The sequence below is a fragment of the Acinetobacter sp. 25-47-122 genome (genome assembly GCF_056779695.1).
The window spans coordinates 21,186-40,549 of sequence record NZ_JBWYIJ010000004.1; the positions used below are offsets into that span (position 1 = coordinate 21,186).

The following is a 19,364-nucleotide window of genomic DNA, read 5'->3' on the forward strand; positions in this document are numbered from 1 at the left end:
TAATAAAGCTCACTGTTTTCAGTGAGCTTTTTTTCAGACTTTACTCTAAATATCTTTTACGACAAAGCCACCTTCAATTGGCTCAACAGTTACTTTAATTTCTGCTTTTAGATTCAGCGCAGCATAACGACTTTTAAGTTCTGAAATTAATTGTTCTGGCGTTGCATCTTTTAAAGCCAACTCATCCTTCAAAGGATACTGTTTAAAACTTTCTGATTTTTTACCATCTTTAGCGTCTGAAACCCATCGTTCTGCAGCACTCAGTACTTTCGCTAATTCAACTAGATGTTGAGCATTGGCAGGAGTTGACTCTTGCACCCATTTCGACAGCGTTTCCTTAGAGACTCCCAATGCATTCACCACATCAGTCGGTTTAATGTTTTTCTCTTTGATCAATTTTCTAAGTTTTTTAGCACCTTCGCTAAATAAATCATCTTCTTGAACTGCCATCGCTTCTGTCCAAATCTTATTCACTGTCTGCAGTCTCAATTTAACATTAAGCCTATGCAGTTGAGTCTAATATTGCCAAACAAATCAGATGAAATTGAAATTATTTTCAATATAGATAATTCACAAATAAAAGTGTGATCTAATTTTTCTCATTACTCAGTTTGAATTAAAAAAGAAAAATAAATTGACCCAATGATTAATTGTTAACTTATGTAAAGACAATGAGCACCAATTTTAATCATTAAAAAAATACACAAAATTCACAAAATCAATCAACGAATCGAACAAGTTGGCATTTTAGGTATTTACACCATGCTACTCGATAATATTCATGCATTATAAGTGTACATTTATTCTATCAAGCACCAAATTAAACCACAATAAATAATTGATTTTGTTAACATTTTTAAACATTACCCTTGTGTTGTATTAAGTTGCTGTTTTTACGGCATATCTTCAAAATTATTCCACTTATATTGTTTTTTTTCGATTTGTCTGAAATTTTTTTCTTTGTTAATTATGAACTTGCTGAAACAACAAAGATCCAACACTAACCACATATATTTTGGAGCAATCTGCACATGTTTAAACTTTTTACTGGAAAAATCAGTGGCGTTCTAAGCCTTGCTTTACAGGGAATTACGAAAGCAGTTGGTTTTATTCTAGAAACCGTAACGACAGTTGTAGATACCGTTGTTGACACAGTAGGGACGCTGACCAAACCATTAACGGATAAGTTAACAGAATTGCCACTGATCGGAGATACAGTGGAATCGGTACTCAATCTTGAAAATAATTTACTAGGAAATTTAAGCGGAGGCTTACACGCTATCGCTGATGATTTTTCGAAGGGAGATCTATTAGGGGGCATTAATACTGCATTGAATGGCACTACTGCAACTGTAGGCCAAACCATCAAAGATGTTTCAAATGTTGTAGGTGAAGTCGCTGGTTTAGCCGATCCCGTGACCGACCTGCTCAGCCAAGTGCCAGGTTTAGGTGCTGTCGTAGATGTTGTCGGAGAAACTTCTTCAAATCTTTTGGGATTCGTGAGTGAAACGGGAGATTATGTCGCAAGTACCAAACCTCTTGATCTCGTGACTGGTCTCATTGATGATCCTTTAGGCAGTGTCACAGGAACATTAGGAGATGTCTCAGGAACATTGGATAATTTACTGGATGATTTATCGCCTGTAACAGATGCTCTGTCATCGATTCCTGTCGTGGGTGATCTTGTAGGATTCACGGGAGAGATCACAAATGCTTTAGGTGCAATCCCAACCAGTATCACACCAACCAGCTTTGATCTAATCTCTAGCTTAGATACAACACCATACATTTAATTCAAAGTTCGTATAAAAAACCGTCAACATTGTTCTGACGGTTTTTTTTCATTGTTACTTCGCTCATTTGATGTTTCTTTGCTAAGATTGCTGCGAATAAACTCCAGAATACTGGCAAGGAGCGAAAGCATGCTGATTATCCCTGCAATTGACCTTAAAGATGGTAAATGTGTCCGTTTAAAACAAGGTCGTATGGAAGACGATACCGTTTTCTCTGATGATCCTGTGGCAACAGCACAACATTGGGTAGACGCTGGCGCTCGCCGTTTACATTTAGTTGATCTAAATGGTGCTTTCGCTGGTACACCTATTCACAAACCTGTTGTGGAAGCGATTGCAAAAGCACAACCTGAACTGCCAATTCAAATTGGTGGTGGCATCCGTTCTCTTGAAACCATCGAACACTACTTAGATGCAGGTGTATCATTCGTCATTATTGGTACAAAAGCAGTCAAAGAACCTGAGTTTGTTGAGGAGGCGTGTAGAAAATTCGCAGGTCACATCATTGTCGGTATTGATGCAATCAATGGCATGGTCGCAACTGATGGCTGGGCAAATGTAACTGACGTAAAAGCAACTGATTTAGCTAAACGCTTTGCAGATGCTGGTGTATCTAGTATCGTGTATACCGATATTGCACGTGATGGCATGATGCAAGGTGTGAATATCGAACAAACAGTTAATCTTGCGAATTATTCAGGTTTACCTGTGATCGCTTCAGGCGGTGTGACCAATCTTGACGACGTTCGCAACTTAAAAGGTCAGCCTGGTATTTTAGGTGCGATTACTGGTCGTGCAATTTATGAAGGCACTTTAAATCTTCGTGAAGCTCAATTATTACTTGATGAACAAGCGCTCTAATAGCGCATGTTTCTAAAGAGGTCTTAGGACCTCTTTTTTCTTACTTAAAAAATATGTTGAATTTATCTCCTACCCTTAAAACCAAAACACCACAACTTGCCCTCATTGCAATTACGATGATTTGGGGTGCCAGTTTCATTACAGTCAAATATGGATTGAGCTTCAGCACACCAGTGCTTTTCGTTGCCTTTCGATTTGCAGCAGCTGCGCTGGCTGTTGGTCTCATCTCACTTCAATATTGTAAAAATTTTAGTGCCAAAGATATTTGGGCAGGATTTTGCATTGGAACAGTGATTGCAATTGGCTATGGAACGCAAACCATTGGCTTACAGACCATCACCAGTAGCGAGTCTGCATTTTTGACAGCACTTTATGTGCCGTTGGTTCCCATCTTATTGTGGTTGCTCTTTAAAAAAAGGCCACATGTCATGACATGGATGGGGGCAGCACTCGCCTTTGTAGGTTTAGTTTTCTTAACAGGCAATGGGTTTGGTGCTATTCGGCTTGAATTTGGTCAGATCATTACCTTGATAGGATCAATTGCGATTGCACTTGAAATTATTCTCATTAGTTACTTTGCGCCTCGAGTCAATTTACGCCGAGTGACGATATTACAACTCATTTTTGCATCGTTAATTTGTTTTCTAATGGCACCATTGGTGGGTGAAACACAACTCCCTGAGTTTAACTGGATCTTCGTCGCGATTATTGGAGGTTTAGGACTTGCAAGTGCAATCATTCAGTTGGTCATGAACTGGGCTCAACGCGTGGTTGACCCTTCACAGGCTGCCATTATTTATTCTGGCGAACCTGTTTGGGCGGCTTTGATTGGGAGATTAGCAGGTGAGCGTTTAGCTATGCTTTCAATTTTAGGTGGCGTGTTGGTTGTGCTCGGTGTAATTACCAGTGAGTGGAGACCAAAATTTAAGAAGAAAGAATAAGCTTATTGGGGTTCTTTTAGCTTTAACATCATACATGGTTGAAAATACTGCACTTCAGGCATAGGCGCATAAAAGGGATGCAAAAGAGCCTTCCATTTTAAATACGCCTCTGACTGCCTAAAACCTTCCGTATGATCTTCAAGTTTGTCCCAATAAATCAGTAAAATATAAGCATGTTCATTATTCGTATTTTTAATCAGCTGAACCGCATTTAGCCCCTTCATTGGTGAAATAATGTCTTTAGCTAATTTAAAAGCATTTTCGAATGCCTGACTCTGATTCATTTTGATATTTAAATGAACATGCTCAATAATCATGACACCACCCCATTCATGAGTTTTAATTATTGATACATTGGCTCGTTATCATTGACCTTAATAATCCCTTTGATCGCACGATAAACAATCCAAACCCATGACAAACCAATCACTGCAATACAAAATGTTGTTGCACCCAGTGCTACACCAGCAAAGGCATTAGGATTGTCACCCGTGAAGAATAAGAATAAAAACGGGAGGAACGCGATGATATTCCAAATTAAATACCACCAAAAAGTACGAATTTGCCAAGTAAAATGACTTTCAAAAATTGAGCCCTGTACTTTTGATCGTTTCCAATAGTTAATAATTAGCGCAATAACCGCCAAAATACCTGCTGAAAAAATAGCGATGATATACAGGATATAAAGTAAAATCGTTAAGCTGCGGTTTGGATCTTGATCAGCTGTATAATTCATAAAGTCACCTTTTTAATTTTTTTGAGGCTTTATAATTTCAAACCATTAAATGGTGAAATTATCCATAAAATAATCAGTATATTAAACGCTATAGTACAGAAATAAATTTTTCGAAATGGTTGTTTTTGTGTTTTATGACGCAAGCGTTGCTGAGCAAGCCAAGCACTTGGCCATCCTCCTAATATAGAAACCACATGTAATGTATTTTCTGGTACACGTTGACTCCCCTGTTGAGCCGCCGCTTTATCGTGTGCATATAAGCCATAGGTGATCAGGTTCATCAATAAAATGACCAACACCACCATCATACTCAATAGCCCTAATAGGACTAATATAGCAAGCGTTAAGATATAAGTAATAATCGCCACTTGCATCGGTTGCATTTTTTGTTGAGTAACTGGTGAATGACGCGGCTTCGTTTTTACTTTTTTTGCCTGAGTCGCTTTTAAGTATGTTACTTGTTTCGCTTTAAATCGACCTTGACCATCCAATTGAACGATATACTCCAAAGCACAACCTGGAATGGGTCTTGGGCCTGGTTTGGCAAAATCTTTAATGTGAAGGAAAACGCGATCTTTGGATGAATCATTGGGTTGAATAAATCCATAGCCTTTTTCATCAAACCATTCAACTAGACGACCTTGATCACGCATATTTCCCCCAGATTTTTTAATTTTTTAAGCTGTTACAAATTTTAATCGTTCAACCAGCATATTGCGCATTTCTAAAGGATTTTTTTGCAAAATATCCTCGCTAACACGCCCCATTTCTTTGTTCTTTTGAGCCACTAGCAAACGCATCATCCAGAAACGTCCAGCTGCCATCGCTAAATAGAGTTCTAGGCATGATTTTTCATCACTGGTCATTTCACGTACACTTTGATAAGCCTCCAAGAATGCTAAGGCCTTTTCCTCATTCAAATGAACACTTGGATATTCTGTACAGAAATCATTCATCGTAATAGCGATATCAAACAAAAGTTCATCTTTATTCAACTCATAAAAATCGAGTATCCCTTTTAAAGTAGCCCCTTCAAATAAAGTGTTATCTCTAAATAGGTCAGAATGGATAAAACCTCGTGGACGATCAGGGTACATTGCGGTAAGAGCGTCATATAAACCTAACAAACTATTTAATAATACTTGATCGGCTGGATTTAGCGTAGGTCGAAGCTGCTGAGCCACACTTAACCAATAATCATGATTACGATACTCTGCGCGCTCTAAGGGAAAGTTATCGAGAGCCACATGTATTTGAGCCTGTGCAATAGCAATGGACTGAACCTGTTCAAGTGATGAAGGCATAGGATGCTTGCCACGCATTCTAGGCGCAATTTGTGCAGGTTTATTTTTTAAGATCTGAATCGAACGTCCTGAATGTTTCAAAGGTACAGGCACAGGCAGACCTGCCTGACCCAGATGCTCAAGTACAGGGACGAGTTCACCTGCGCCTTGCTCATCCATATCTTCAAAAATTGTTAAAACAAATTCGGTTTGATCTGCACAAACTAGAAAATAGTTCGTATTTTGAATACCTCCTTGAATCGGAATCAGGTCAATCACCTCTAATCCATAAGGCGTAGCAAAATCCTGAACTTCCTTTAAAGTCAAAGTGGTATAAACCGACATAAAAAACCTGCGAAAAAACTTACATTATTTTGATAGAATACCTGCTCCGACTACCAAGGTGTAGCACCAAAGTCTGTAAGTTTCATAATCGGCTGTTATTTTTGGAAAAAATTATGCTTGCTAAACGTATTATTCCTTGCCTCGACGTAGATAACGGTCGAGTTGTAAAAGGTGTTCAATTCCTTGATATTCGTGATGCAGGCGACCCAGTTGAAGTAGCACGTCGTTATAACGAACAAGGTGCAGATGAGATTACTTTTCTCGATATCACTGCAACATCTAATGGGCGTGACACCACTTACCGTACGGTTGAGCGTATGGCTGAAACTGTATTTGTACCACTGACCGTAGGTGGCGGTGTTCGTAAAGTTGAAGATATTCGTTTATTGCTTAACGCTGGTGCAGACAAAGTCAGTATTAACTCAGCTGCTGTCTTTAATCCTGAATTCGTTCAAGAAGCCTCTCAACGTTTTGGTGCACAATGTATTGTAGTTGCGATTGATGCAAAAAAAACGGGTGAAAATAAGTGGGAGATTTTCACACATGGTGGTCGCAAACCAACGGGTATCGATGCGATTGAATGGTCTGTGAAAATGGCAGAATACGGCGCAGGCGAATTGCTCATTACGTCAATGGATGCAGATGGTACAAAAGCTGGTTATGACTTAGCATTGATGCGTCAGATTAATGATCGTGTAACGATTCCAACGATTGCTTCAGGTGGTGTGGGTAATCTTCAACATCTAGCAGACGGAATTTTACAAGGGGGTGCTGATGCAGTGCTTGCAGCCTCTATCTTCCACTTTGGTCAACACACTATCCCGGAAGCAAAACAATATTTAGCTGAACAAGGCATTGAAATGCGTCTTTAATCATGCCCCATAAAAAAGAGGCAAATGCCTCTTTTTTTGCAAAAAAAAGAGCCCGAAGGCCCTAAAAACCAAGAAAAAACAGCGCTTGGTTCGTTATGCAAAGCGATAAACTGGAGAGTTCTACCATCAGATTTTCATTCTCCGATTTATTCATCTCATATCATAAATGACAGATCTGCACGAAATCTTGACAAAAGCTACATATTTTATTGACCAAACATGACAAATCAGACGTCAATTCAGCCAATTCCATATCTAATCTGACTTACTCCACTATAGCCAAAGCTTTTTTTGAAATATCGGAGCGCGCTGCTTTCTGCTCAACCCACTTTGCGGGGAAATATTGTTCAACGATATGATTGACTCGTTTTGAAATAAAAGACGGTAACTGCACCCCTAAAGGGTTATCTTCCTTCAAATCTGGCGTTGAAATGACGCGTGTCCCTAAAATGTAATCAAACCAAGGCTTAGTGACACACCAATTTGCATCTTGATTGGCGTTCATATGGTGGTCATAGTGCCAAGGAATTTTCTTTTTTGCCCAATGAGGTTCGAGGTGAGCTCTGCGATGCGTGTAGTAGTAGTTACAAGCACTATAAAGCACGGATAAACTCATGCCTTTCGAGATTGGATAAAATGCTGTTCCAAATACAGCAGCAACAATCCCCAAGGATACGATTTCATTTTTTGTTCGCCAATTTGAGATTCCCTCTACATAACCCTCATCATGGAAATCTTGTGTTCTAACTTCACGGTGATGTGCCCAATGAGATTCCATATTTTTAGGCACAGGACTAAACCTCGCTTTACCCGGACGGTGTACACCATGTAGAACATATTTATGCGCGACCCATTCAAATCCATTGGCAATGATTAAGCCTGCAACAAAACCTTTAATCATGTTCAAAATCCCTGTTTCTTTTCTTTCAATATATCTAACTCAAGCTCTCAACCATTGACGCAAGATAAAATTTTCATTGACAAATCACGACATATTTTTCAATGTCGTATGGTAGAAAAAGCGCTTGTATGGCACTGTAAAAACAGGCTTAATAACTCATCGTGATTTCAATTGATAAAACAAGAAAAGTATTAATCACATGCAGCAGATAAAGGATTATTCAGGCTCGGTTCATGGTGGACTTGGACATCTCTTACATAATTATTGTGAAGAGAACGGTCTCCCTATTTCTGCAAAATTGGCAAGTATTCAGCAAGCCGAACGCTTTGACTTTAGCATTTGGCGTGAAATATTAAATGAAATTTATGAAGTACACCCACAACCTGCGTTAGGGTTAGAAATTGCTCAATGGGTCAAACCACAACATTTAGGCATTATCGCGTATATCGCTTTATCATGCGATAACCTAGCAGAAGCACTCACCCGTTATCATGAATATCATCGTTTAATTTATGATGGTACACCTCTCGCCGTTGATCTGGAGCAAGGCGTATTTAGCGTACGTTGGGAAGATTTGCCAATGCATTTGTCGACACAAATCACGGATGAAATTGCGATGGCATTATTGGTTGAATTTCTAAAACGTTATGCGGGTATTGAGCATTTACATATTCAAGAAATTCACTTTCGCTTTCCAGCACCAAAAAATATTGCGATTTATGAGCGTTTTTTTCAGAGCAAAGTAAAATTCTCTCAGCCTCATGTCAAGCTTACTTTTCCAAGCCAGCTCCTACAAGCACCGATTAAACAAGCTGATCAAACTTTACAAAAACTCCTGATGCAACAAGCTCAAGATTTGTTAAGTCGACTCCCAAACAACACACAAATCGATGAGCGGTTACAGCAAGCCATTCTGATTGGAATACAGAGACACAATTATCAAATTCAAACTGTCGCAGAACAAGTGGGAATGTCCGTCAGACAACTTCAGCGCCATTTACAAAATCAAGGTGATACCTATCAGCAGCGTGTTCAAGAAGTCCGCAAACTTCTAGCGATTCAATATCTACAAGATCCTTATCTCAGCTTACATGAGATTTCGTTATTGCTCAGTTATTCTGAACAAAGTGCATTCCAACGCGCATTTCGTCAGTGGATGAAGATGACACCCCAACAGTGGCGTATTCAACATCATATTCGCACTTGATGATTGTGAATTTAAGTCTTCAGTCTAAAGATGATTGATGAATCACAAGAAAGGATTTTCTATTTCATTCTCAGCCGTCGTTTCTATTTTTTCTGCTAAATTTTTTTGATCTTCTAAGTAGATGACCATTGCATCTAAATATTGTTTTAACGCTTTCGCAGCGGCTAAACCGGCTTGGTCTTTGGTGATTTGCAAGTTGCCATAAATACTCACACGATCAAGATCGTTTTCAAGCGTTAAGTCATGAATGGAATGTGACTCAGTCCCATTTTCAAAAGGCTTAAACATGGCAAATCTCTTTAAGTTTATAAATATCAATCCCTGAAGATAAATGAATCTTCAGGGCGAATTCGAGCTTTTTTATTTAAGGATTTGTAATAAATATTGCAACAACGCTTGAACCAACTCTTTCACGATTGCATCTTGTGCTTGTTCATCGATCTTAGCCTCTTGATTCGTTGCGGTTGTATTGACAGGTACGCTTTGACTACTAAACTCTTTTTGCAGCGCTTTGAGTTGATCTGTTGAGATATCAACTGCACATTGGCTTTCGGCATCCCAGTGCGAATACTCTATGGCTTGTTGGGCTTTGACCTGATTGGCTTTTAATGGCAATTTATAAGTATTTCGCTTTTGCTCAGATGTAAGTTGAGGAAACAAATTCATGCCAAGCACTTCTTCTAACTGACATACACTGACCACTTGCATCTGTAGTGAATTATTATTGGGAGCGTAATATGCGCCAATAGCACCTGTTTTAGGTATATACACGGCTTTAAACACCGCTGTTGGAACAATAACACCACGTCCAATGGTTTTCAATTTTTTGCCACTATATACAGGCCCGGTAATCACATACACATCATGTTTCTGCTTCGTAACGATTGCACGTGTCGCTTCCTCAATTTCTCGCCAGATTTGTTGGTTATTCTGCGGAGCTTGAGGAACCATATTGGCTAAGGAAAAGCTGTCGTATTGTGCTGCTTTATTTGGCATATCAGCATTTGGAGCCATATGGCCACGGTCATATCCCGACCCACGATAATCTGCTAATAATGCTCGATGCTTTTCTGCTACACGAGTCTCCTCATGGAAACTGTCTTCTCTTTTTATTTTTTGGCTCAGCCGATCTGGATTCAGATATTCAGCTACCCATAATGGTGTTTTTGAGACACCAGAATACATGGTGGTAAATCCATTAAAGCATAATGGGTAGCGATCTTTATTTAAGCTCTCTTTGATTAAATAAGGTGGCTCTTGGCGATAAAATTGATTTAGACAAGCTGTATTATTAACCGAACCTGAAAATGGCAGATATGAAGACAACTTTTCTTGACCGAAAGCAATTGCAAAGCTTCCTGCTGCAACAATACCTAATACAGCTTTTACCACAATATTATTCAAACTCAGATTACCTATTCATTCCGTGTTCAACTTCTGGCCCAATACGTGGGCTTTATTCAAAACCGGCCACAGCTTAACAAGCTATGAATTTGAAGTACATCAAGTGAATTTTCAAGTGAATAAAGGATCTTCGCATTCCGTTCAAATATCACTCAAAATAAGTAACAAATTGTTGTTTTTATAGAATAGTTTTTTAATACTCTTTAAGGTTTTACGTGTATTTGATTGAATTACATCAATTACTTGTGAGATGGTATAAAAGTTATTTAGTAAATTAAAAGAATTGAAAGTGAGGACACTATGAAATTAGCACATACTTCTTTGACAGCATTAGTAATGGGTTTATCTTTGGCAAGTGCAAGTGCATTTGCTGAGCCACCAGTTCAAGCTGGCGAAACTTTGGAAAGCCTTTCTAAAGCTAAAGTCGTAACAACAGTGAATGGTCAGCCTGGTACTTTACAAGAAGTATTAGCTAATGGTCAGATGAAAGTTATTTCTGAAGGCGCTACAACACAAGCGCCTGCTGATACGAAAGCGCCTATTGGAAACTTACCACCTGCTGAAGCAGAAGAAACTGCTCCTCAAGCACAAACTGCAGTTCCAGCTCAACCTGAAGTAAATGCAACTGAAGAAGCGCCTGTAGAAGCACCAGCGGCTGAGTAAGGTATTAGGCTTAATAAAAAAACCGCCTTTGAGGCGGTTTTTTATATCCAAAATTTTAGCAAACGCTTACTCAGATTTCGATCTGGCTTCCCATTTCGACCACGCGATTTGGTGGAATTAAATAGAAATCACTCACAGGACTGGTATTCCGCTGCATTGATATAAATAATTTTTCACGCCATGGCGCCATTCCTTCTCCCACGGTATGAATCAGACGATCACGTGAAATAAAGAAACTAATTTGCATCATATCAAATTCAAAATTTAACTGCTCATATGCCGCTTTCAGCGCAACTGGAATGTTGGGTTGGTCTTTAAACCCATAATATACAAAAATCCTAAAGAATCGATTATCCATCTTTTCTACACGAATTCTCTCAATATCAGGTACATAAGGTACATCTTTAGTAATGACCGTAATCATCATATTACGTTCGTGTAGAACCTTATTATGCTTAATATTGTGCAACATCGCATGTGGAACGATATTAGGTGTTCCTGTGAGGAAAATTGCATCCCCAGGAACGATCAGCGTTTCATCACTCATCTTGACACTTTGAATAAAGAGATCAATAGGTAACGCATCAGACTCAAGCTTATTAAGTACGATTTGACGGCCATCTTTCCACGTCATTAAAACGGTAAATACAATTGCACCAATCAAGATTGGCACCCATCCACCACCAACAATTTTTAAAGAAGTCGAAGCAACAAAAACAAGGTCAATGATCAATAAAGGCACGGCGAAAAGTGCTACTTTCCAAACAGGCCAGCGCCAAACGCCATAAGCTAAAATCGAAATTAAAATCGTACCGCACAGCATCGTCATGGTCACTGCTACACCGTAGGCACTGGCAAGATTCGCGCTATTTTCAAATAATAAAATGAGAATAATGACTGAAATAAATAATACCCAGTTGATGAACGGGACATAGATTTGTCCTTGTTCAACATCAGAGGTGTGTTGCACGGTTAAACGCGGTAAATAGCGTAACTGGATCGCTTGATTAACCATTGAGAATACGCCCGTAATCACCGCTTGTGAGGCAATCACAGCAGCAGCGGTTGCAAGACCAATCATTGGGAATAAAGCCCAATCAGGGACCAACAGGTAAAATGGGTTCTCAATTGCATTTGGATCTCGTAAAAGTAAAGCACCTTGACCCGCATAGTTAAAAACTAGACTTGGCAATACAATCACAAACCAAGCAAGCTTAATGGGCATGCGACCAAAATGTCCCATATCTGCATATAGTGCTTCACCCCCCGTCATCGTTAAAATGACGGCACCCATCGTGAGGAATGCAACAAAAGGTTGGTTGATGATAAAGCCAAACGCCCAGTGCGGACTGATCATTGCCAACACGAACGGTGTTTGCATAACACTCCATAAGCCTAATAGTCCAATAGATGCAAACCACAATAATGTGATTGGTCCAAAGAACTTACCCATGGTCGCCGTGCCGTGGCGCTGAATTAAAAACAGTGCTGTTAAAATACCGACGGCCAATGGTAATAACCATTGATTAAACATCGGAGTCGCAATACTTAAACCTTCAATCGCGGATAAAATAGAAATTGCTGGGGTAATAATGCCATCACCAAAAAACAGTGATGCACCGATAAAGCCCAAGGCAATGAGATAAATTTTGCGCTGATCTGCAATACGGGTTGAACGTAGATTTAAGGCAAGAAGCGACATAATACCGCCTTCGCCATTGTTATCTGCCTTCATGATGACTGAGACATATTTAAAGCTGATGGTGAGCATCATGCACCAGAAAATGAGCGATAAAATGCCCAAAACGGTTGCCTCAGTAATTGCAATATGAGCCGTAAGGAAGCATTGACGCAATGCATACAGAGGACTGGTTCCAATGTCACCAAACACCACCCCTAATGCTGCCAACGTTACCGCAGGAAGTGCGGCTTTTTTTGCAGTGCTTTGCATATTTTAGTCTTCATGCATTCGACAGAATTTTTCGGCAATCATATCACTGGCTAAAAACTTTTTCTTTAAATCAATTGTTTCAACTTGGCATCTGCTTTTTTTTTAGTTATCATCGCACGCCTTGGTGAAGTGTCCGAGTGGCTGAAGGAGCACGCCTGGAAAGTGTGTATACGTTAATAGCGTATCGAGGGTTCGAATCCCTCTTTCACCGCCAGAATTTAAAAAACCGAATCTCATGATTCGGTTTTTTTTCGCCTAAAACTTCGCTTTTGGCACGTATCTCGCTTCATTTTACTGTCATCAACATCATGTTAAGTTAATAAAAACAATACTTAAGGAGCTGAGCAACCTAACAACGTTATTCAAATAGATGATTTTTGCACACCTATAAAATAGAGAACCTGCTATTCCGGAGATAATATGAATAACAGCGCCAACTATGTAAAACAAATTAAAAATGCAAAACGTGGTGGCTACACACCCACTATCGCTAAAGATGTGAATAAACACAAAATTCAAAAAGCGCTAAGATTAATTGAGCAATGGAGAAAATTAGCACAAGAGTTAAAACCTCAAATGCAATTTGATATGGCTTATACTCTTGAAGAGTGTGCACAAGACCTTGATCGTATTCTAAAAAACAAATAGCTGATCCTATAAAATTTTCTCAAGATGCCTGTACACGCTACGACGGGCATCACTATAAAATGAGGAGAAAAGACGATCAAAAATAAAGCAAAAACAATTCATCCTGCTCAATTTTAATTAATCGATTAATTTTTGACTTGCGTTTTAGTGAAAAAACGCTATTATTCTCTCCACGTTGCCGGCATAGCTCAGTTGGTAGAGCAACTGACTTGTAATCAGTAGGTCCACAGTTCGAATCCGTGTGCCGGCACCATTTTATACTTAGCCTCGCTTTTTAGTGAGGCTTTGTTGTTTTTGATGATTTATTTTTTTATTGCACTCACTTGTACATACCGTACGATTCCCTCTTGATAAAGTTTCGCACACAACTTTGCTGTCATCTTAATTTTTGCCAAATCTAAAACGTGATACGAATGAGCTTGGATGTTCTTTTTAAAAATATCACTCTGAATATACGTTGCAAATCCTGCAAATACCTCGCGACTCAAATCTTGAATATGTATATCTCTAAAACCCGTTTGCACTAAGATTGATTGTGTTTCATCGAATGAGTGCAAATGGTTCAGTTGAACGTCAGCTGCTTTTAATAATAATTTAACTTTCAATTGCGCTAGAGGACTCAAAGTATAGAACTTTGAATTCAAAGCAAGATAATGAAATGCTAAGCGTCCTTTTGAATTCAAAATACCATCTACAGAACGAAGAAATAAATTCAAATTACTGTGATAAGCAGCATCGATGCAAATTGCCGCATCAAATTTAAATTCAAATGATCTAGATTCTAAATTTAAAAATGTTCCCTGCGAGATCCGATTGACATGAGGTAAAAACTTACGCGTATGATTTACATAATATTGTTGTAATTCAATTCCTTCCAAGTATTCGATTTGAAATTTTTCTTTCCATAAAATTAAGCTAGCACCTTGCCCACAACCTAAATCAATTAATTTATCTTTTGAATTTAAATCGATAGATTGAGCAAGGGTTATTGCGAGTAACTCGCAGGCTTGTGGATAATTCAGCTGGTCAGTTTGCCATAGACCTAAATTACTCCAAGCACAATTACGGTGATCCCCCAATAAAACTGCATTGATCGCGTATTTATGTTGAGGTGCTTTCATCCATGCTTGGAGCTTCTTCATTCAATCCCTTAATATCCTAACTCTGGTGCAACCTGTACCTTAGGCTTTAAACCTAAAAATGGTAACGGCGCATCAAGTAATTTTGCTATATCCATTGCTGAAGTCACCGCGGACTCCAAAATTGGTAATCCATCACATGACCAAGAGCCACAATAAAATACTTTACGACCTTGTTGTTGGTGACGAGCACTCAACTCATGCGTTAGTGGTAGAGTATGACGGTCTACAACAGCTCTAGTGAGTTTCACTTTATGTATTACTTTTTTAGGATCAATCTCAATTACTGGATTCCAAGTTTGAAAAACAGGAGATTTACCCACTAATGTTGGCTCAATCGAATTCAGCCAAACAGTGAAATGCTGTTTAGTAAATTTACGATCCATCATATAACTCAATACGCACCAATCTTTACGCTTCACAGGCATTACCACTGAATCAGTATGAATGACCAATTCACCATCAACAAACTTAAATTGTTTGAGAAGTGCAATATCATCCGCAAACTGTTCAGCATCTAAAAACTCATGAACTTTTGTTGTTGGTGTCGCGACAATCACGCGATCAAATAAGTCAGACTCACCTGCTTCATTTTCCACATAGACTAAATCACCCTGCTCTTGTACACGAGTAATAGGCTGCCCACTTCTTAAATCGATATCTTCCAGCAATTTATCAACGAAAGCTGGCGTCCCACCTTGAATTCGAAGAAGTGCATCTCCATCCGTCAGTTGGCGTAAGAAAATCAACAATGGTTTCGCTGGCCATTCACCAATTGTTTTTGCATCACATGTACAAATGGTAAATAGGACAGGCATGACTGCCCCATTCCAAAATACCTCTTCTATTTGGTTATATTTAACGAACTCATCTAAAGTGATATCTTGATTCTTAGATTTAAAAAACTGCTTCAATGCAGATCTAAGTTGTAACATCCCTTTCACTAAACGGATGCCATATTGCTTTAATCCTTTTCGATTGTTAATGATTGGAAAGTTGCCTATGCGTGAACGTGATGTTGTCAGCCAAGTATCGATTTTATCTTCAAATAACCAGCTACATGACATATATGTACGTACTGGAAAAGTGTTGAGACCCAAATGTGTGGCAAGACTCAATGTATTTTTCCAGAGCATTGGATTCATGACACGTAATGGCGAATCAATAATCCCACCTTCATACTCAAGACTATAACTATCCATACCACGCCCTGGAAGCGCCTCGAAAACTGTGATCTGGTGACCAGCATCCTTGAGAATTCTCGCAGTTGCCAACCCTGCCATACCACTTCCAATCACTGCAATTTTCAAAATTATGATCCAAGCATTAAAAATTTTTTTAATTATGCGATAGAACACTTTGAAACTTGCTATTAAAAACTTCCAGATTTTATTTGTTTTTGATTAATTTTTAATCAAATAAATTTGCGTAAAATTCTTGCTACACTATTTGTCATACGCTAAATATTTAATACACTTGTATTTTTTAAGAAATCAAAAAATATGTTTAAAAACAAAATAGATATTTTCACCAATAATTTAATTTTTTAGTTTACAGCTTAAAAAAAATGCATTATCATTGTTTTGAAAATGAGAACTACATCACATTAATAAGAAGCACAAATAGAATGTGATCTAGAAAATAAATATAAATTACAGCGTATAAGGACCTCTGTTGTGTGGGATAGAGGTCCTTTATTTTTTTAAAATGATGATCACAAAAAAAGCGGAAATGATATTTCCGCTTTTCTCGTTCCAATTAACGTGCAATTTCACCAAATTTACCATTATTGAAATCATGAAAAGCTTGAATGATTTCTTCTTTGGTGTTCATGACGAATGGTCCATGCCCTTGAATTGGCTCATTTAGTGGCTCACCTGTAAGCACTAAAAATTGTGTATCTTTATATGCTTGCAATTGAATTGCCGCCTCACCATCACGAGCAAACATCACAATTGAACTGTCTAGAACTTTTTGAGTCCCATTAATTACGAGTTCTCCATTCAACACTACAACCAATACATTGTGATCTACAGGAACATGTATGAATGTTTCATACTCAGCTTTAAGCTGACCATCCCACACATTTATTGGAGTAAATGTTTCAGCAGGACCATAATGACCACCAAACTCACCCGCAATTACACGGATGTGACCAGCATCATCATCCATGGTAATTGTTGGAATATCATGAGATGTGATCGCTTGATAACGTGGTTGAGTCATTTTATCTTTGGCTGGTAGATTGACCCAAAGCTGTGCCATTTCAAGAATTCCACCTTTTTGAGCAAATTCAGGAGAATGAAACTCTTCGTGAACCAATCCGGCCCCAGCAGTCATCCATTGCACATCTCCTGCCTCGATAACACCACCACCACTGGAATCCTTATGTGCTAAACCACCTTGGTAGGCGATAGTCACTGTTTCAAATCCGCGATGAGGATGTGAACCAACACCTAACTGACGTGTCGTTGGCTCAAAGTGATGTGGTGCACCATAATCTAATAACAAAAAAGGACTAAGTGCTTGACCTAACCGATCATAAGAAAATAAGTTACGCACTGGCAGACCATCACCAACCCAATGTGTATGTTGGTTACGATAAACCCCAATTACTCTTTTCATCTTTTACTCCTATATTCGATAGGATGAACATGCGCTCATTTTAGACTTTGCACAGAAAATAAAAAGAGCTTTACTGCCACACAGATTCCTATTTTTATGATTATAACAATCTAAATTAATTCATAAATGTGACTATTCACTGAAATTTGAAATTTATAATTACAATATTCCTATTAATAAGACTAATTATCCTAAAAATGGTCACAAATTTATCTCATTTTCAGTCTAATATAACTGGTGACTGAATACGAGTTCATTGATACGTATTCACACTTACTAACATCATAGAGGCTAATAATAATGGGCAAACCTTACGTTCGTTTAGATAAAGATAATGCAGTAGTGCTTTTAGTCGATCACCAAACAGGTCTTCTTTCTCTTGTACGTGATATCGATCCTGATAAGTTTAAAAACAATGTTTTAGCACTCGCAGCAGCAGCAAAATACTTTAACTTGCCGACAATTTTAACAACAAGTTTTGAAGATGGTCCTAATGGTCCACTCGTTCCAGAATTAGTTGAAATGTTCCCTGATGCTCCATATATCGCGCGTCCAGGTCAAATCAATGCTTGGGATAACGAAGATTTTGTAAATGCTGTTAAAGCGACAGGTAAAAAACAACTGATCATCGCTGGTGTTGTGACTGAAGTATGTGTTGCATTCCCTACACTTTCAGCTCTTGCTGAAGACTTTGATGTATTCGTGATTACTGATGCATCTGGTACATTCAACCAAATTACGCGCGATGCTGCATGGAACCGCATGTCTCAAGCAGGTGCTCAACTTATGACATGGTTTGGTGCTGCAGGTGAGTTACATCGTGACTGGCGTAATGATATCGAAGGTTTAGGTGCTTTATTCGGTGAGCATATTCCTGACTATAAAAACTTAATGGTTAGCTATGTAAAGAACACCACTAAAAAATAATATTTAATAAAAGCGACCTTTGGGTCGCTTTTTTTTACCATATTCAAAACCCAAGATGATTTCTTGAACGGCTTAGTTTAACCTATGCTTAAACTTTATCGGATCAGGCGTCGAGGTGAAAATTGCATTCATTTGATGACTATTACTATTTTTATTTGGTCGTTAAATACGGCGGTTTCAGTGCTGCTAGTGACGCGTCAAATATAACTAAATCAAAGCTTAGTCGACGTATTTTAGAACTCGAAGCAAAATTTAATGTCACACTCATTCAACGTTCTACTCGCCATTTCAAAGTAACGCCTTTAGGTCAAGAATTTTTTCAAGAATGTGAAAAAGTAATCAACCAAGTTGATTGCGCTCATAATGTTTTACTTAAACAGAAAAGTGAACCTCAGGGTCTAGTTAAAATTAGTTGCCCACCCGTAATGATGCGTTATCAAATTCGCTCTTTACTCAATGATTTTTTGAAGCGCTATCCAAAAGTTCAAGTCGAGATGGAATTAACCAGCCGACGCGTAGATGTATTGCACGATGATATTGACTTGGCGATCAGAACTAATTTTTCTGCCAATGAAGACTCCACCATCGTGGTTCGTGATGTCATCAAAACCACTCATTGTTTAGTGGCAACCCCTGAGCTTTTACAGGGTCGCGTTTTAGAATATCCAACTGAAATCAATGATTTTCCAACAATTGTTTTAGGAACTCAAAAAACACACTATCAATGGAATTTGCACCGAATTGAAGGGCATGATCTCATTGAAATTCCATTACAACCACGTATTAAAAGTAATGATTTGGCTGGTGTGTATTATTCAGTGATGGATGGATTAGGTATTGCAGATCTACCTTATCTTACAGTGCAAAAGGATTTGGCAGCAGGACGGCTTATACACATCTTACCTGACTGGTGCTCAAATATAGGGACTGTGCAACTCGTTTATGCATCACGTAAAGGACAACGACTCGTGATGGAAAAACTCATCGACCACTTGGTTGAAGGTTTACGACAAGCAGCACAAAATCAAGAAGGTTATGCCTCTTAATAAAAAACCAGCACATCGTGCT

At 38.6% G+C, this 19,364-nt stretch carries 21 protein-coding genes and 2 tRNA genes; 11 read left to right on the forward strand and 12 right to left on the reverse strand.

Going from position 1 to position 19,364, the window contains the following annotated elements:
* Positions 1-45: 45 nt before the first annotated feature.
* Positions 46-474: a helix-turn-helix domain-containing protein gene (locus AC1M9P_RS04520; protein ID WP_228133253.1), complete on the reverse strand. Its 429-nt coding sequence runs from the start codon at positions 472-474 to the stop codon at positions 46-48.
* A gap of 557 nt (positions 475-1,031) precedes the next feature.
* Here AC1M9P_RS04520 and AC1M9P_RS04525 point away from each other — a divergent pair.
* The 3 genes from AC1M9P_RS04525 (at position 1,032) to AC1M9P_RS04535 (ending at position 3,595) form a co-directional block, all read left to right on the forward strand.
* The gene (locus AC1M9P_RS04525) at positions 1,032-1,793 is read left to right on the forward strand and encodes a hypothetical protein (protein ID WP_481586834.1); all 762 of its coding nucleotides are present in this window, start codon (positions 1,032-1,034) and stop codon (positions 1,791-1,793) included.
* A 129-nt stretch (positions 1,794-1,922) separates the two neighbouring features.
* Positions 1,923-2,654 (forward strand): 1-(5-phosphoribosyl)-5-[(5-phosphoribosylamino)methylideneamino]imidazole-4-carboxamide isomerase, encoded by a 732-nt coding sequence (hisA, locus tag AC1M9P_RS04530; RefSeq protein ID WP_481586835.1) that lies wholly within the window; start codon positions 1,923-1,925, stop codon positions 2,652-2,654.
* Between the two features lie 53 nt (positions 2,655-2,707).
* Positions 2,708-3,595, forward strand: a complete 888-nt coding sequence (locus tag AC1M9P_RS04535; protein ID WP_481586836.1) for a DMT family transporter — start codon at positions 2,708-2,710, stop codon at positions 3,593-3,595.
* A gap of 2 nt (positions 3,596-3,597) precedes the next feature.
* On the opposite strand, the gene AC1M9P_RS04540 is transcribed toward AC1M9P_RS04535, so the two are convergent.
* Genes AC1M9P_RS04540 through AC1M9P_RS04555 form a run of 4 tightly spaced genes read right to left on the reverse strand, consistent with a single transcriptional unit; the run spans position 3,598 to position 5,959 of the window.
* Positions 3,598-3,912, reverse strand: a complete 315-nt coding sequence (locus tag AC1M9P_RS04540) for an antibiotic biosynthesis monooxygenase family protein (RefSeq protein ID WP_481586837.1) — start codon at positions 3,910-3,912, stop codon at positions 3,598-3,600.
* A 26-nt stretch (positions 3,913-3,938) separates the two neighbouring features.
* Positions 3,939-4,331: a DUF4870 family protein gene (locus AC1M9P_RS04545; RefSeq protein ID WP_035267567.1), complete on the reverse strand. Its 393-nt coding sequence runs from the start codon at positions 4,329-4,331 to the stop codon at positions 3,939-3,941.
* Positions 4,332-4,360: 29 nt separating this feature from the next.
* Positions 4,361-4,984 (reverse strand): DUF1294 domain-containing protein, encoded by a 624-nt coding sequence (locus tag AC1M9P_RS04550; protein ID WP_481586838.1) that lies wholly within the window; start codon positions 4,982-4,984, stop codon positions 4,361-4,363.
* 24 nt (positions 4,985-5,008) lie between these two features.
* Positions 5,009-5,959, reverse strand: a complete 951-nt coding sequence (locus AC1M9P_RS04555; RefSeq protein WP_179999064.1) for a homoserine kinase — start codon at positions 5,957-5,959, stop codon at positions 5,009-5,011.
* Between the two features lie 113 nt (positions 5,960-6,072).
* Between AC1M9P_RS04555 and hisF the strand changes: the two genes are divergently transcribed.
* Positions 6,073-6,831, forward strand: a complete 759-nt coding sequence (hisF, locus tag AC1M9P_RS04560; protein WP_035267573.1) for an imidazole glycerol phosphate synthase subunit HisF — start codon at positions 6,073-6,075, stop codon at positions 6,829-6,831.
* Between the two features lie 265 nt (positions 6,832-7,096).
* On the opposite strand, the gene AC1M9P_RS04565 is transcribed toward hisF, so the two are convergent.
* On the reverse strand, positions 7,097-7,732 hold the full coding sequence (locus AC1M9P_RS04565) for a sterol desaturase family protein (RefSeq protein WP_180028773.1): 636 nt from the start codon (positions 7,730-7,732) through the stop codon (positions 7,097-7,099).
* Between the two features lie 199 nt (positions 7,733-7,931).
* Here AC1M9P_RS04565 and AC1M9P_RS04570 point away from each other — a divergent pair, with 199 nt between their 5' ends.
* Positions 7,932-8,939, forward strand: coding sequence for an AraC family transcriptional regulator (locus AC1M9P_RS04570; RefSeq protein WP_481586839.1), 1,008 nt, complete (start codon positions 7,932-7,934; stop codon positions 8,937-8,939).
* A gap of 42 nt (positions 8,940-8,981) precedes the next feature.
* On the opposite strand, the gene AC1M9P_RS04575 is transcribed toward AC1M9P_RS04570, so the two are convergent.
* On the reverse strand, positions 8,982-9,227 hold the full coding sequence (locus tag AC1M9P_RS04575; RefSeq protein ID WP_179999072.1) for a hypothetical protein: 246 nt from the start codon (positions 9,225-9,227) through the stop codon (positions 8,982-8,984).
* Between the two features lie 72 nt (positions 9,228-9,299).
* Positions 9,300-10,343 (reverse strand): DNA/RNA non-specific endonuclease, encoded by a 1,044-nt coding sequence (locus AC1M9P_RS04580; RefSeq protein WP_481586840.1) that lies wholly within the window; start codon positions 10,341-10,343, stop codon positions 9,300-9,302.
* Positions 10,344-10,643: 300 nt separating this feature from the next.
* Here AC1M9P_RS04580 and AC1M9P_RS04585 point away from each other — a divergent pair, with 300 nt between their 5' ends.
* Positions 10,644-11,006 carry a hypothetical protein gene (locus AC1M9P_RS04585; RefSeq protein WP_481586841.1) on the forward strand — a complete coding sequence of 121 codons (363 nt, stop codon included), beginning with the start codon at positions 10,644-10,646 and terminating at the stop codon, positions 11,004-11,006.
* A 70-nt stretch (positions 11,007-11,076) separates the two neighbouring features.
* Here the strand turns inward: AC1M9P_RS04585 and AC1M9P_RS04590 are convergent, their stop codons facing one another.
* Entirely contained in the window at positions 11,077-12,957 is a 1,881-nt protein-coding gene (locus AC1M9P_RS04590; protein WP_092766472.1) for a potassium transporter Kup, read from the reverse strand.
* Between the two features lie 123 nt (positions 12,958-13,080).
* On the opposite strand from AC1M9P_RS04590, the gene AC1M9P_RS04595 reads away from it, so the two are divergent.
* From AC1M9P_RS04595 to AC1M9P_RS04605, 3 genes are all read left to right on the forward strand, one after another.
* A tRNA-Ser gene (locus tag AC1M9P_RS04595) sits at positions 13,081-13,171 on the forward strand.
* A gap of 206 nt (positions 13,172-13,377) precedes the next feature.
* Positions 13,378-13,605: a hypothetical protein gene (locus AC1M9P_RS04600; protein ID WP_035267585.1), complete on the forward strand. Its 228-nt coding sequence runs from the start codon at positions 13,378-13,380 to the stop codon at positions 13,603-13,605.
* 177 nt (positions 13,606-13,782) lie between these two features.
* Positions 13,783-13,858: transfer RNA gene (locus AC1M9P_RS04605), tRNA-Thr, on the forward strand.
* A gap of 49 nt (positions 13,859-13,907) precedes the next feature.
* Here the strand turns inward: AC1M9P_RS04605 and AC1M9P_RS04610 are convergent.
* From AC1M9P_RS04610 to AC1M9P_RS04620, 3 genes are all read right to left on the reverse strand, one after another.
* Positions 13,908-14,747, reverse strand: a complete 840-nt coding sequence (locus tag AC1M9P_RS04610) for a methyltransferase domain-containing protein (RefSeq protein WP_481586842.1) — start codon at positions 14,745-14,747, stop codon at positions 13,908-13,910.
* 8 nt (positions 14,748-14,755) lie between these two features.
* Positions 14,756-16,054, reverse strand: a complete 1,299-nt coding sequence (locus AC1M9P_RS04615; protein ID WP_035267588.1) for an FAD-dependent oxidoreductase — start codon at positions 16,052-16,054, stop codon at positions 14,756-14,758.
* A gap of 448 nt (positions 16,055-16,502) precedes the next feature.
* On the reverse strand, positions 16,503-17,369 hold the full coding sequence (locus tag AC1M9P_RS04620; protein WP_481586843.1) for a pirin family protein: 867 nt from the start codon (positions 17,367-17,369) through the stop codon (positions 16,503-16,505).
* 300 nt (positions 17,370-17,669) lie between these two features.
* Between AC1M9P_RS04620 and ycaC the strand changes: the two genes are divergently transcribed.
* Together ycaC and AC1M9P_RS04630 are read left to right on the forward strand one after the other, a co-directional pair.
* The gene (ycaC, locus tag AC1M9P_RS04625) at positions 17,670-18,296 is read left to right on the forward strand and encodes an isochorismate family cysteine hydrolase YcaC (RefSeq protein ID WP_035267592.1); all 627 of its coding nucleotides are present in this window, start codon (positions 17,670-17,672) and stop codon (positions 18,294-18,296) included.
* A gap of 122 nt (positions 18,297-18,418) precedes the next feature.
* The gene (locus AC1M9P_RS04630) at positions 18,419-19,342 is read left to right on the forward strand and encodes a LysR substrate-binding domain-containing protein (protein WP_035267593.1); all 924 of its coding nucleotides are present in this window, start codon (positions 18,419-18,421) and stop codon (positions 19,340-19,342) included.
* The last annotated feature ends 22 nt before the right edge of the window (positions 19,343-19,364 follow it).

Coding starts and splice junctions, on each gene's coding strand:
- AC1M9P_RS04525 (WP_481586834.1), top strand. CDS start 1,032: ATGTTTAAACTTTTTACTGGAAAAATCAGTGGCGTTCTAAGCCTTGCT.
- hisA (WP_481586835.1), top strand. CDS start 1,923: ATGCTGATTATCCCTGCAATTGACCTTAAAGATGGTAAATGTGTCCGT.
- AC1M9P_RS04535 (WP_481586836.1), top strand. CDS start 2,708: ATGTTGAATTTATCTCCTACCCTTAAAACCAAAACACCACAACTTGCC.
- AC1M9P_RS04540 (WP_481586837.1), bottom strand. CDS start 3,912: ATGATTATTGAGCATGTTCATTTAAATATCAAAATGAATCAGAGTCAG.
- AC1M9P_RS04545 (WP_035267567.1), bottom strand. CDS start 4,331: ATGAATTATACAGCTGATCAAGATCCAAACCGCAGCTTAACGATTTTA.
- AC1M9P_RS04550 (WP_481586838.1), bottom strand. CDS start 4,984: ATGCGTGATCAAGGTCGTCTAGTTGAATGGTTTGATGAAAAAGGCTAT.
- AC1M9P_RS04555 (WP_179999064.1), bottom strand. CDS start 5,959: ATGTCGGTTTATACCACTTTGACTTTAAAGGAAGTTCAGGATTTTGCT.
- hisF (WP_035267573.1), top strand. CDS start 6,073: ATGCTTGCTAAACGTATTATTCCTTGCCTCGACGTAGATAACGGTCGA.
- AC1M9P_RS04565 (WP_180028773.1), bottom strand. CDS start 7,732: ATGATTAAAGGTTTTGTTGCAGGCTTAATCATTGCCAATGGATTTGAA.
- AC1M9P_RS04570 (WP_481586839.1), top strand. CDS start 7,932: ATGCAGCAGATAAAGGATTATTCAGGCTCGGTTCATGGTGGACTTGGA.
- AC1M9P_RS04575 (WP_179999072.1), bottom strand. CDS start 9,227: ATGTTTAAGCCTTTTGAAAATGGGACTGAGTCACATTCCATTCATGAC.
- AC1M9P_RS04585 (WP_481586841.1), top strand. CDS start 10,644: ATGAAATTAGCACATACTTCTTTGACAGCATTAGTAATGGGTTTATCT.
- AC1M9P_RS04590 (WP_092766472.1), bottom strand. CDS start 12,957: ATGCAAAGCACTGCAAAAAAAGCCGCACTTCCTGCGGTAACGTTGGCA.
- AC1M9P_RS04600 (WP_035267585.1), top strand. CDS start 13,378: ATGAATAACAGCGCCAACTATGTAAAACAAATTAAAAATGCAAAACGT.
- AC1M9P_RS04610 (WP_481586842.1), bottom strand. CDS start 14,747: ATGAAGAAGCTCCAAGCATGGATGAAAGCACCTCAACATAAATACGCG.
- AC1M9P_RS04620 (WP_481586843.1), bottom strand. CDS start 17,369: ATGAAAAGAGTAATTGGGGTTTATCGTAACCAACATACACATTGGGTT.
- ycaC (WP_035267592.1), top strand. CDS start 17,670: ATGGGCAAACCTTACGTTCGTTTAGATAAAGATAATGCAGTAGTGCTT.